Annotated in this window: 13 protein-coding genes; 3 read left to right on the top strand and 10 right to left on the bottom strand. The window is 27.7% G+C overall.

The features are described 5' to 3' along the window. Positions 1-59: 59 nt before the first annotated feature. Positions 60-197, bottom strand: coding sequence for a hypothetical protein (locus HNP63_RS06780; protein WP_015055406.1), 138 nt, complete (start codon positions 195-197; stop codon positions 60-62). A gap of 258 nt (positions 198-455) precedes the next feature. Between HNP63_RS06780 and dusA the strand changes: the two genes are divergently transcribed. Continuing rightward, positions 456-1,463 (top strand): tRNA dihydrouridine(20/20a) synthase DusA, encoded by a 1,008-nt coding sequence (gene dusA, locus HNP63_RS03160; RefSeq protein WP_004790354.1) that lies wholly within the window; start codon positions 456-458, stop codon positions 1,461-1,463. Here dusA and serS read toward each other — a convergent pair. Next, positions 1,453-2,730, bottom strand: a complete 1,278-nt coding sequence (serS, locus tag HNP63_RS03155; RefSeq protein WP_004790152.1) for a serine--tRNA ligase — start codon at positions 2,728-2,730, stop codon at positions 1,453-1,455. The two genes, dusA and serS, sit on opposite strands and share 11 nt — an antisense overlap. A 139-nt stretch (positions 2,731-2,869) precedes the next feature. On the opposite strand from serS, the gene HNP63_RS03150 reads away from it, so the two are divergent. Together HNP63_RS03150 and HNP63_RS03145 are read left to right on the top strand one after the other, a co-directional pair. Further along, positions 2,870-3,586, top strand: a complete 717-nt coding sequence (locus HNP63_RS03150) for a hypothetical protein (protein ID WP_183227184.1) — start codon at positions 2,870-2,872, stop codon at positions 3,584-3,586. Further along, a complete protein-coding gene (locus HNP63_RS03145) occupies positions 3,587-6,505 on the top strand; it encodes an insulinase family protein (protein WP_183227182.1) in 2,919 nt (972 codons plus the stop codon). 36 nt (positions 6,506-6,541) lie between these two features. Here HNP63_RS03145 and HNP63_RS03140 read toward each other — a convergent pair whose 3' ends face one another. From HNP63_RS03140 to HNP63_RS03105, 8 genes are all read right to left on the bottom strand, one after another. Then, the gene (locus HNP63_RS03140) at positions 6,542-6,787 is read right to left on the bottom strand and encodes a type B 50S ribosomal protein L31 (RefSeq protein ID WP_004790450.1); all 246 of its coding nucleotides are present in this window, start codon (positions 6,785-6,787) and stop codon (positions 6,542-6,544) included. 60 nt (positions 6,788-6,847) lie between these two features. After that, positions 6,848-8,395 carry a transcription termination factor Rho gene (gene rho / locus HNP63_RS03135; RefSeq protein ID WP_015055413.1) on the bottom strand — a complete coding sequence of 516 codons (1,548 nt, stop codon included), beginning with the start codon at positions 8,393-8,395 and terminating at the stop codon, positions 6,848-6,850. Positions 8,396-8,474: 79 nt separating this feature from the next. Then, on the bottom strand, positions 8,475-8,882 hold the full coding sequence (locus tag HNP63_RS03130; RefSeq protein WP_004790334.1) for a bactofilin family protein: 408 nt from the start codon (positions 8,880-8,882) through the stop codon (positions 8,475-8,477). Continuing rightward, entirely contained in the window at positions 8,883-9,209 is a 327-nt protein-coding gene (locus HNP63_RS03125) for an HU family DNA-binding protein (RefSeq protein WP_004790234.1), read from the bottom strand. 12 nt (positions 9,210-9,221) lie between these two features. Next, complete coding sequence (gene rpsT / locus HNP63_RS03120) at positions 9,222-9,479, bottom strand: 30S ribosomal protein S20 (RefSeq protein ID WP_002556832.1); 258 nt, start codon at positions 9,477-9,479, stop codon at positions 9,222-9,224. A gap of 70 nt (positions 9,480-9,549) precedes the next feature. Next, a complete protein-coding gene (locus HNP63_RS03115; protein ID WP_183227179.1) occupies positions 9,550-10,377 on the bottom strand; it encodes a hypothetical protein in 828 nt (275 codons plus the stop codon). A gap of 9 nt (positions 10,378-10,386) precedes the next feature. Further along, positions 10,387-11,493, bottom strand: a complete 1,107-nt coding sequence (gene ychF, locus HNP63_RS03110) for a redox-regulated ATPase YchF (RefSeq protein ID WP_011600908.1) — start codon at positions 11,491-11,493, stop codon at positions 10,387-10,389. A gap of 35 nt (positions 11,494-11,528) precedes the next feature. Continuing rightward, positions 11,529-13,535, bottom strand: a complete 2,007-nt coding sequence (locus HNP63_RS03105) for a hypothetical protein (RefSeq protein ID WP_004790596.1) — start codon at positions 13,533-13,535, stop codon at positions 11,529-11,531. Positions 13,536-13,688 lie beyond the last annotated feature (153 nt).

Raw genomic sequence — 13,688 nt, 5'->3', positions numbered from 1 at the left:
GCAATAATCTTTAATATTTTCAGACATTACATTGATTTTATCAAACATACATACTGTACCTATAATGAGAGTTTTTGTAACTCTACTCGCTCATTAAAATTCATAGATCCTATTTTTATAGGATCTTCATCAAATTCACATTTAATAAAAAAGTTTTTAATCTTATCTAAGATTAAATTATTTACCTTAACTGTCATCAGCCATATCACCATTCAAATCATATTGTAAATTCCAACTCAAAGATGTTAAGAGGATTTTTTTTGCTTATGCCCTTAACTACAATATAATTGCTATTCTTAGCGCTAACGTTTTTTACTCTGCAAGAAATTATAATTAACAATGCTAAGAAAAGTAGTAAAAAAAATAAACCTTTTCTCACAAACATATAATAATTTCTCCTAAAAACAAGAGTAAATAATTGTTAAATTAGCTCGTTTATTCTAACATATTATGTAATGTTAATGAATCGGAAAATATCAATAGCTCCAATGGTAAACATTACAGACGAGCATTTCAGATATTTAATAAGACTTTTATCAAAAAAAGTTACATTATATACCCCAATGATTTCTGCAAAGTCAATAATTATGGGTGATGTAAAAAAAATTGTAAAACAAACACCCTTAGAATCTCCAATTGCAATTCAAATAGCAACAAACTCTAAAAATGATGCTCTTAAAGCCGTTCAAATTCTTGAAAAACACTTTAATTTTGATGAATACAACCTTAATGTTGGATGTCCATCTCTAAAAATCCAAAATGCAAATTATGGGGCTTGTCTGATGAGCAATGCCAATCAAGTAGGTGAAATTTTAAAAACAATGAAAGAAACTACAAATAAGCCTATTTCTATTAAACATAGATTGGGCATAAGACTTTTACCTAGTGATTACAAAAATGAAAGCTACTCTGAGGTAAAAAGCTTTGTCAAAATAATTTCAGATTTTGGTATCAAAAATTTTATTGTACATGCAAGGGTTGCAATACTAAAAGGATTTTCTCCTAAAAACAATAGAAATATTCCGAAATTAAGACATGAATTTGTATATAAGCTCAAAAAAGAGAATAAAAATTTATTTATTGAAACAAATGGAGGAATCAGCAACTCAGAACAAATTAAAAAACACTTGTCTGTTGTAGATTCTGTCATGATTGGAAGAAGTGCATTTGAAAATCCATACTTTATTGCAAACGCCTCAAGAGAATTTCTAAACGAAACTGATAAAATTCTCACAAGAAAAGATATACTGATGCAAATGGTAGAATATATTAAAGAATACGAAAATTATTTGTCAATAAATATATTATTCAAACATCTTATGGGAATAACATTCTCCAAAGAAGGAGCTAAAAAATTTAGACAAAATTTAACAGCACCATTTCCAAAAAACTTAAGAAAACATGAAATATTACTAAAAGCTATGGAAACACTGCCAGAAAAAATACTAAATTCTAATTCTTAAAAGGAATGTAATCAAAACCTGTATACTTAACCAAACTTTTAGGAATTCTAACTCCTCCCTTTTCATCTTGAAAGTTTTCAAGTATGGAAATAATAACTCTAGTTGTAGCTATTGCTGTTCCATTTACCATGTGTGCAAATTTATTTTGCCCATCTTGATCTTTATATCTAATCTTAAGCCTTCTTGATTGATAATCTGTACAATTTGACGTTGAAGTAATCTCCCCATAGCCACCTTTACCGTCTCTTCCAGGCATCCATGCTTCAATATCATATTTTTTATAAGCTGGCGAACCAAGATCAAAAGAACAAATATTTAAAACCCTATAAGGAATCTCAAGCTCAGTAAAAATTTGCTCTTGAATACTCAAAAATTCGTCATGAATAATCGAAGATTCTTCTGCTTTACAAAAACAAAACATCTCCACCTTGCTAAACTGATGAACTCTATAAAGACCTTTTGAAAGCTGCCCATATGCTCCAGCTTCTTTTCGAAAGCAATGTGAAAATCCTGCCATTTTTATTGGTAAAGTGAGATCTATTATTTTATTATAATAGTAACCACCAAGCGTAATTTCAGAAGTGCCTACAAGATATTTATCTGTATCTTCAATCTTATAAATATTGCTTTCGTTGCCACGAGGATTAAAACCAATCCCATCAACTATAAACTCTCTTGCAACATCAGGAGTAATAAAAACATTAAAACCTTTTTCTCTTAATTTATTCAAAGAGAAATTAATTAGAGCAATTTCTAAAAAAACTGCTTCATTTTTAAGATAATAAAATTTACTACCACTAACCTCACGTGCTCTGTCAAAATCTAGAAGATCCAAATCTCTGCCAAGTTCTAAATGATCTTTTGGTTTAAAATCAAACCTTGGAATAATTCCCACTTTTTTTATCTCGAAATTGTCTTCTTCACTATTACCAATAGGCACATCAGGCGACAAAATATTAGGTACTCGCTTATTTTCAAGGTCAAAGTCAAAAGATACTCTCTCAAGCTCTTCTTCTAGATCGATAAGTTGTTTTTTTAAAATCTTTCCGGTTTCTATTAAAGAGATTTTTAAAACCTTATCAAGGTTTTCTCGCATTTTAGAGGAATTTTCATTTCTTTTTGCATTAAGCTCGCCAATTTTGGTAATTATTTTTTTCCTCTTATCATCAAGATAAATTAATTTATCAATATCTAAAACAAGACCCCTTGCTTTAATACTTCTCTTAACAAGATCAAGATTATCTCTAATAAATTTCAGATCAAGCATCTTATCTCCTAAGATATGTCTTAAATAAAATTAAGTAAAATTTTTAAACAAAATTACAAATAATATTAATTCATATCAAGGTTATTATATAATATCTTATAGCAGGATTAGAATAAATATTGCAGGGAGAAATCATCGTATGCTAAATCCAAGAACAATAAAATCAACTTTTATGTTAATATCTACATTAATGATTTTTAACGGATGTACAAAAAAATTAACTAAAATCGATTTTAAAGATATTAACTCAAACAGCAGCAAAATGAATTCTTTAATAATAACTTCAATGAATTCAAAAGAAGAATCAAAATTTTATGAATACAATATTAGAATACCTAAATTAATAATTGAGGGTAAAGAAAAAGGAAATCTTGAGGAATTGAATACTGAGCTTAATGAATATGTAAGCCAAATTGTAGCAAGACTTGATATTGTTAGTAACGAGCTTAAGCCTGAGGATAAAAAATTTAGCTTAAAAATAGACTATGAAATTCACCATGGGTACAATACTTATACAATAATACTTATTTCAACTCAAGAGATCAATAATAGTCCTATTACAAATTACAGAAGCTATTACATTCAAGATAAAGGAAATTATATTCATAATATTGACGACATAATTAAAACAGATGAAGCATTCCCATTTTTTATAAAAAAAATTAAAGAAAAAATTTTACCTAACGAATTATTATTTGATTTACAGCAAGCAGTAATTTACTTTGAAAACAAAAAAATTATCATTAAATTCCCTGAATATACATTTAAACTAGACGATACAGAAGAGCTCGAAAACATATTTGAATTTAATGAAAACGAAATAGCACAATTTGTAAAACAAGGATTAAAGCCATAAATGAAAAAGAAAAAAATTTTCAAACTAATTTCAAAAACTTATTTAGAAGAACATGATGCAGAAGGACTTTATTTTAAACATGACAGCGGTCTTGAAATATTTCACTTAAAAAGTGATTCTTTTAAAGAAAATGCATTTTGCATAGCCTTCAAGACAATACCTTCAAACAATACGGGGGTTGCACATGTTTTAGAACATACAATTTTTTGTGGTTCTAATAAATATAAAATAAAAGATCCATTTCTTTATCTATTAAAGGGAAGTCTAAACACATTTTTAAATGCAATGACATTTCCAGACAAAACCATCTACCTAGCAGCATCTACAATTGAGAAAGACTATTTTAATTTATTTAATATCTATGCCGATTCTATATTTAACCCATTGCTTAAAAAAGAAGCATTTATGCAAGAAGGATACAATGTAAATCCAAAAGATTTTAAAGTATCTGGAATTGTCTTTAACGAAATGAAAGGCAGCTACTCAAATAAAAATTCTCTAATCAACGAAATAGCAAGTAGTTCTCTTTTTGAAGAAGGAGCATATAAATACGATTCAGGCGGAATCCCAACAAATATTATTGATCTCACCTACGAAAGTTTTTTAGATTTTTATAAAAAATATTATACACTTGAAAACTGTAAAATATTTTTATGCGGCAACATTCAGACTGAAAAAAATCTAAATTTCATTGAAAAATACATAATAAGGCCTTATAAAAAAGAAAAAAGCAATGTTAATATTGAAATAGAAAAAGTTAAAAGATGGGAAAAAGGAAAAAAATTAACATACAAAATTCCTAAAGAAAACGATAATACTCTTGGTGTATACACAATAAATTGGCTTTGTACAGAAATTAACAATATTGAAGACAGTATTGGTCTTGAAATTCTCTCAGAAATACTTTTAGATGATTCTTGTCCATTCACGATCAATGTCTTAAAAAGCGGGATTGGTGAAGATATAGCCCATATTAGCGGAATCAATACAGATTTAAAAGAATCCATTTTTTCATTTGGACTTCAAAATGTTGTTGAAAAAAAAGAAAAAGAATTTAAAAATTTAATTTTCAGTGAGCTTAAAAATTTAGTAAAAAATAAAATTCCAAAAGAGCTAATAAAAGGCATTCTTTTTGGCTACGAATTCGCTCTAAAAGAAGAAAAAGGACAAAATCTCCCCATCGCTTTAATGATAAAAAGTTTCAAAGGATGGCTAAATGGCATGCATCCAATCAAAACATTACAAACAAGCCACTATATAAATGAAATTACAAATAAATTGGAAAAAGGAATTTATTATTTTGAAAATTTAATCGAAAAATATCTAATACTTAACAAGCATTATACATTAATAAGCTTTATTCCATCATATGATACAGAAAAAGAAATGGAAGAAGAAATTGAAAAAAAATTAATGGCAAAGGAAATTGAAATTAAACAAAATCCAGAAGAATTTTTACAATTTAAAAAAGACTACAATCAGTTTAAAAAATACCAAAATAAAAAAGACTCTAAAGCAGATATAGCAAAACTTCCTTTACTAAAAATAGAAGATTTACCAAAACAAATAGAAAAAAGTTTGGATCTTAATGAAATAAAAGAACTAAATCTACATTCTTTTAAATTTAAGAATAACAACATTTTTAATGTAAACTTATTTTTTAAACTAAATTTTTTAGAAAAAGAAGATTATATATACTTATCTTTATTAAAAAGAGCTCTCCAAGATTTATCTACAAAAAACTATTCTTATATAGATATTAACAATAAAATCCAAAATACTTTGGGACAAATAAATATATCTGAAAGTTATGACGAAGATATTAATGGAAACATTTTAAATTCATTTAATATTAGCTTTAAATCTTTTAACCATAAAGTTAAAGAATCATTTGAGCTAATCAAAGAAATTTTAATTAACATTAATTTCCATGATTATGAGAGATTAAAGGAAATAACACTAAGCTTGAAAAACGATTTTAAATCCTTATTAATCCCCAAAGGACATCTTTTGGCAATATTAAGGTCCAAATCAAAGCTAAAATTAAATGAATATTTAAAAGAATTGCAAAATGGAATAACGGGTAGAGAATTTTGGCAAAAAGTGAAAACAGATACAGAGTCTTTAAAAGACATAGCAAATAAATTAGACAATTTAAAAAATAAAATAATTTTAAAAAACAATCTATCTGCACTAATAATGGGAAACACTGACGATATTCTTAAAAACTTAGAAAATGAATTGTTCAATCTAAAAGAAAACCTAAAAGAGCATAATTATTACAATGGATTGCTCAATATTGAAACGGCAAATAACAAAACATTAAAAGAAATAATAATTATTCAATCAAAAGTAGCTTTCAATGCTATATGTTTTCCTAGTTACAAAATCAACGATGAAAATTATCCAAAAGCAAATTTTTTAGAGCATATATTAAGAAGTGGAATTTTTTGGGAAAAAATAAGAGTGATAGGCGGTGCATATGGAGCAAGTGCATCGATCGCTAACGGAATTTTCTCTTTTGCATCCTACAGAGACCCTAATTTCATCAAAACTTACCAAGCTTTCGAAAACTCTTTAGAAGAATTGGCTAATAATAAACTAACAAATGAAGAGATTTATACCTATTTAATAGGTTTAATAGGAACCAACATTTATGTAAAAACTAAAGCCACAGAAGCTTTGCAAAGCTATAGAAGAAAAATGTTAAATATTAGCGATAGTTTAAGGCAAGCCATTCGAAATGCCTACTTTACAATTACACCTCAAGATATTAAAGAAATATCCGAAAAGATTCTAACACAAATAAGACACCGCAATAGCATTGCATCTTTAATAAATAACAAAACATATGAAGAAGAAAAAAACAATCTGGAAAAACTAATAGGAAAAGAATATAACGTAAAAAAAATCTATTAATATTTTCTCAAAATTTTATACAAAAAACTGATTTTTTTAGGACTTTTTATACCTTTTATTAAATTTATCAATTCTTCCTGCTGCATCAACAAACTTTTGTTGACCAGTATAAAAGGGGTGTGATTTACTTGTAATCTCTACAGTAATCAATGGATATTCCTTTCCATCAATATATTTAATAGTTTCCTTTGAATTCAAAGTAGACCTGGTTAAAAACATTGCTCCATTTGATCCGTCTTTAAATACCACTAAATTATTTTTTGGATGCACACCTTTTCTCATAAAACTCTCCTCTTAACCTTCACTAAAGTTTAATTTACATTAAAAATAATGTCAATTTATTTAATTGCCATTACTCATTGTCTTTAAAAAGATCTCATTATTTTTGCTTTTTTTCATCTTTTCTATCAGAACTTCAACCCCCTCATAATCATCAACACCTCCGAGTATTCTTCTAATAAGCAAAATCTTAGAACGTTCCTCTTCACTAAGTAGTAGCTCTTCTTTTCTGGTACCTGACTTTTTAATATTAATAGCAGGGAAAAGTCTTCTGTCCGCCAAACTTCTATCAAGAATTAATTCCATATTACCGGTACTTTTAAATTCTTCAAAAATAACTTCATCCATTTTACTGCCAGTATCAACCAAAGCAGTAGCTATAATAGTCAAACTTCCCCCTTCCTCAATATTTCTAGCAGATCCAAAAAACCTCTTTGGCTTATGAAGAGCATTAGAATCTACTCCGCCCGATAAAATTTTACCAGAAGTTGGCATAGTTTGATTATATGCCCTCGCAAGCCTTGTAATAGAATCAAGCAAAATAACAACATCTTTTTTGTTTTCAACAAGTCTTTTTGCCTTTTCAATAACCATCTCTGCTACCTGAACATGCCTACTAGCCTGCTCATCAAAATTAGATGCAATCACTTCACCTTTAACACTGCGAATCATATCTGTTACTTCTTCTGGCCTCTCATCAATAAGCAATATCATTAAAATAACATCCGAATAATTGGTGGTTATTGCGTTAGCTATTTTTTGAAGCAAGGTGGTCTTTCCCGCCTTTGGAGGAGAAACTATTAAAGCCCTTTGTCCTTTACCTATAGGTGAAAAAAGATTAATAAGCCTTGTAGAAATATTGCAATTTTCATATTCAAGATTCAATTTAATATTGGGATAAAGAGGAGTTAAATTATCAAAAGGTATTCTGTTTTGAGCAAACGTAGGATCTTGATTATTAATAGATTTAATTTTAACCATGGCAAAAAATCTCTCACCATCTCTAGGAGATCTAATTTGGCCATATAAAATATCCCCGGTTCTTAAATTAAAAAGTCTAATCTGAGAAGGAGAAACGTAAACATCATTACCTCCTGAAAGATAAGAATTTGATGCAGTTCTCAAAAACCCATAACCATCACTAAGTACATCAAGTACACCTGTAAATAAAACATTAATATCATTCTCGCTTAATATTTTCACCAATAAAAATATTAATTCGGTTTTTTTCATTGTTACAGCAATAGTATGATTGGTCCCAAGACCTTCAACAATTTTCCTAACCTCTGTAATTGGCTTGTCATAAAGTTTTTCAATCTCTACATAATCTTTACCATTAAAAAACTTAATAATATTACTTTGCTCTAAAGTTTTAATACTATTTTCTAAACCTGAAGCAGGAATATCATAATCAAATTCAGAAAATACTACACCGTTTGAATCTTTTGCACCACTTAAATCTGCAGATTTTGTCACGTTAGATGTAGAATCCTTTTTAGCAACAACTTTAACCACTTTTTTTTTCAAATTATCTTCAATCTTAAACTCTTTAGAAACATCCAACCGCCTTATTTCATTTTCCAAATCAAATCCAACATTTTTTTTGTCCATACTTTCCTCTATGAATTAAATTTTTGAGAAAGGATTTTATAAAAATCTACTTATTATTAATTAATAAAAAACACCGACCTTATTGCAAAGTATCTTTTATTTGTGAAACGGTGAAAGAAAACAAATCTACAATTTCATTAGACTTTATCATCTCACACTTACCATCAAAAATTATATTATCATTAATAAATATTTTTTTTGTCTTTACATCCCCATATATTTTACAACCACTGTTTAAATAAACTTTACTAGCGGCATTTACATTGCCTTTCAAAATTCCTTCTACTATTAATGTATCACAAATTACTACATTGGTGATAACCTTGCTGTTCTTCCCAATAAAAAGCACACCCCCTTTTGAAGATATTTCACCCTCAAAAGAAGAATCGAGATACAAAGTTCCTTCAAATTTTAATTTTCCTCTAAAAGTTAAACTAGAATCCAGCTTACAATCCCATTTATAAGAATCTACCATATTAACCGGCATTTAACCTTTAATACCCCACACTCTCTCTTTCAAATCTTTGCCTGGACGAAAATACGCAACATGATGATCTAGGACCTTAACATATTCCCCTGTTTGGGGATTACGCGCATTTAAACGACCCTTTCTTTTTCTAACTTCGAATGTACCAAAAGATCTAAATTCAATAACATTATTCGAACAAAGATTACTTTTAAGCTCTTCAAAAAAAGCATCTATTACAAGTCTTATATATTTTTTTTCTAGTTTTAGATTATTATTTCTAATATTCAAAGATATTTGATCAACAATATCTGACTTAGTAACCTTTGGTCTTCTTGGAAAAGACATAAACTAATTTCCTTACTTTAATAGCAAAACATTTAAACGAGATTTTTTTCTAGCAGCCTTATTTTTATGAATTATTCGCTTTCTAGCAGCAGTGTCTAATTTTTTTGCAACAAACTTAAAAAATTCAATAGCTTCGTCTTTCTTGCCCGCTTTAATCATATTGATACAGCGCTTTTCTATTGTTTTTAATTCACTTTTTACACTTACATTTCTAATCTTTCTTTTTAAATTTTGACGAGAGCGCTTCAATGCAGATGCATTTTTTCTCAAGTGATACTCCTTAATATTATTAAACAATAATTTTAATATATCAACTAATTTAAATATAGTCAATCAAAGCTTAAGTTAATTTAGTATAATAGTTTTGATTAATATATTCAAAAACCTTTTGCATAGAATAAGAAATTTTTTTATTTAAAATATATACTTTTTTTGTTGGATGATTTCCTTTATAAGAAAAACATAAATAATTTTTATTGTTAAATTCAAATTCCCTAGCAATAAAAATTTTTTCAAAAAATTCATAAAAATAAATTTCACTTTTAAAAATTTTCCTTTCATAAATTGAATCTTTCCTAAATTCATAAAACAAAACTATATTACTAATAACTAAAAAATCACCTAACAAAACTTTAATGTCAATAAAACAAATAAATAAAAAAATAAATATATTACTTAATGAAATATAATAAACAAATAAACTAATCATAATGCGAGCTAAAAACATGCAAAGATAAGCAAAAGACAAATAATATCTTATCGGGAAATTTTCCAATTTTGGGATAAATAAATCTTTTCTTTTAATCTTAAGCTCTTTGAATAATTCACTCGAACCATTGTCTATCCAAAAACAAACCTTAATCCTTTTTTTATTTTTTAATTTCAAAATCAAAACATTGTCTGACAATCTTTTTTCAAGCGAAACAATGTCATTAAAATCAAAATTATAACTTAAAAAAATGCCTTTATAATAAATCTCAGACCCCTTAAAAGAAATAGAGCAAAAATATCTTAAATAAAAAAGAATTACAAAAAAATTTATCAAAAGAATCGCTAAAACAAAGTAAAAAAAACTTGTGTCATACAAAAACAAATAAAACAAACAAATCGTAATATTAAAAACAAACAAACTAAATAATTTTATATTACTGAAAAATAAATTGATCATAAAATAAATCTAAACATTAAATTTAAAAAAGATTACATCTCCATCTCTTACTAGATATTCCTTACCTTCAATTCTAACAAGTCCTTTTTCTTTTAGTTTTTGAACACTTTGAAATTTAAATAAATCTTCACAAGAATAAACTTCTGCCTTAATAAACCCCTTCTCAAAATCACTATGTATTATTCCAGCAGCTTTGGGAGCTTTCATGCCCTGTTTAAATGTCCAAGCTCTAACTTCTTGCACACCTGCTGTAAAATAAGTTCTAAGTCCTAAAGTATAATAAGCTTTTTTAATTAAATTACTAAGACCGTTATCATTTATTCCAAATAATTCTAACATTTCATTTTTATAAGATACATCCTTTATTCCAGCAAGTTCGGATTCAATTTTGGCACACAAGATTAAAAAATCATTCCCTTCTTTCAAGGCAATATTTTTTACAATATCTGTATATTTATTGCCACCAAGTGAATTTTCATCAACATTACAAACATACAAAACTTTTTTAAAAGTCAAAAGATTTAATGATTTAATAAAATTGTATTCAAAATCATCAAATTCAAACTCAACAACAGGATTCATATTGCTTAAATGGTCTTCAAGTCTTTTTAGCATTAAAACAATTGCCTTAGAATATTCACTAATTTTTTTATCAGCGCTTTTAACATTTTTTTCTTGTTTTTGAAGGCTTTTTTGAACAGTTTCAAGATCTGATAGACAAAGTTCAACATTAATTGTAGTTATATCTTTCTCAGGATTAATATCATCATTAACATGAATGACCTCTTTTTCTTCAAAACATCTTACAACATGAACAATAAGAGAAACTTCGCGAATATTAGCTAAAAATTTATTACCAAGCCCTTCGCCTGTTGATGCTCCTTTAACAAGACCTGCAATATCTACAAATTCCATAACAGCAGGAATAATTTTTTGTGGAACAATACACTCTGAAATTTTTAAAAGCCTTTCATCAGGAATCTCTACTATTCCTACATTTGGCTCGATAGTACAAAAAGGATAATTAGCAATCTCAACCTTAGACGATGTCAACGAGGAAAATAAAGTAGATTTGCCTACATTGGGAAGTCCAACAATCCCTGCATTAAGTCTCATAACTCACCCCCTCCCTAATAAAATCAAAAAGCAATCTAATTAATAAAATATGCAAACTCCCCTCTTCCAGTCTGTTGATTGATATTTACTTCAACAGATAAATTAAAATATTTATTGGGCTCTTGAGGGCCTGGATAATAATATTCTAACAAATAAGTACCCGTTTTTTGTTCTAAAATTAAATCATAAACTTTAGACACTCCTTCATAAGATGAAAAAGGAATTATAGCACCGCCTGTTTCATCAACTAAATATTGAAGCTTACTATCAACAAGACCGTTGCCAAATAATATTAAGTAAAATCTTATATCATTATTTTTATAATAGCTTACTATTGTATCTAAAGAGTACTTTTCAAAAGCTTTACGATTTAAAACACCACCACTAAAATAAACTACTGCTCTTCTTGAGCTTTTTGACATAAGTCCAGAACCTGCTAACTTCAAACTAACATCTGTTTTTACAGTATCTGTACTATAAGGACCAAGAGAACTTGTGTTTTTAATGCTATTTGTCAAGCTTTCAATATTATCTATAATGGGCACATTTGTTGCATTTATAAAACTAAAGTTTTTATTTTTTGACGACTCTATTAAAGTATTTAAACCCATGATTTGATCTAAATCATAATTTTTCATATAAGAAGATTTATCAAAAACAACTGCTATATTAATATCTTTTGAAGCATTTACATTGTACGCTACCTTGGGATTAACAATGTAATAATTTTCATTTGCAATTGAAAAATTTTCACTCTTAAGCCCAACAACCGGTAACCCGCTTTTACTGCTAACATTAAGCTCAACATAAATTTTAGGCCCCCCAAGTCTAACTATTCTTCTAACATCAACATTTAAACTGTCATAAAGACTTGAATCACTCTTGTAAACTGAAACCTTGGCATTATTAAAATCCGAGACAATCATCTGATTATTGGCATCCAAAATAGATGAAGAAATTTTAGAATTCAATTTATCTGCTTTTAAAATTTTTGTAATTGTCTTTTTAGCAATATTGTACTTATAAACACCATCTTTTGAAGATACTATAACATTGTTTCCAACAGAATCACTACTAAGCCCCTCTATTCCTTCAATAGAAGTAAAAACTGAATACAAATGATTGCCACTAGTGTCAAAAACTTCAATAGTATTTCTCAGAGAATCTGCAACATAAATGTTTTCATTCAAATAAGTAACGCCTGTGGGGCCTAAAAGGCCCTTGTAGCCCGAAGTTCTATAACCAAAATGCAAAATAAAATCACCCTCAAGTCCAAATTTACTAACTCTTTTATTTCCCCACTCACTCACATAAATATAATTTCTCTTATCAATAGCCATATACTGAGGAGCAAGCAATTCACCATCTTTTGTGCCTTTTTTTCCAATAGATCTCCTTTTAACTCCAAGAACTTTATCGTAAACACCAATTTCATCACTGGAATAAAGAGTCACATAAAGCAAATCATTGGCTTCAATAACATCATAAGGTGATTTTAAATAACTAAATCCATCTTTAACTAAAGCATTAACATTATTATTAACATCAAAATACAATATTTCATTACCTACAAAGTTTGCAGCATAATATCCACCATACTTATCAGCCCTCAAAGATGTAATCTGATACCCATGTGGCCTTTTATAAATAGAATTATCAAGAGAAGCAACTTTTACAAGTTTTTTAAACTTAAGCTCATAATTTGAAAAAATGCCTCTCCTTTGCTCAATAGTAGAAATTAAATGCCTAAGATAAGGGACCTTATAACCCTGATCTTTTAAATTTCTCCATTCCATTAAAGCTTCTTCAACATAACCTAGTCTATAATAAACATTGCCAGCCCAAAAATGATAATCAAGGTTATTAGGATCAAAGCTTAAAATTTTTTTAAAAGATAAAAGAGCATCATCATAAATTCCATTATTATAGGAATTAAGAGCCCATTTAAACTCTTCTTGAGCATCTTTATTGGTAACTATTCCTTGAGCATGTAAATTAAAAAAATTAAAAAAAAACAAACCAACAAAACCAAAAATCAACATAATTCCCTTTACTCTTTCAAAGACATATTATAAGCATAAATTTTCCAAAAATAATACAAAAAAATTAATGCTATCATATAAAATTATTAATGATAATGTTAAATATATTACATCATTATATTACTACTAATAATAGTAATAATAGTAAAAAAG

It is taken from the genome of Borreliella afzelii (assembly GCF_014202295.1).
GTDB classification, from domain to species: Bacteria; Spirochaetota; Spirochaetia; order Borreliales; family Borreliaceae; genus Borreliella; species Borreliella afzelii.
This window is presented reverse-complemented; position numbering and strand designations above follow the sequence as displayed.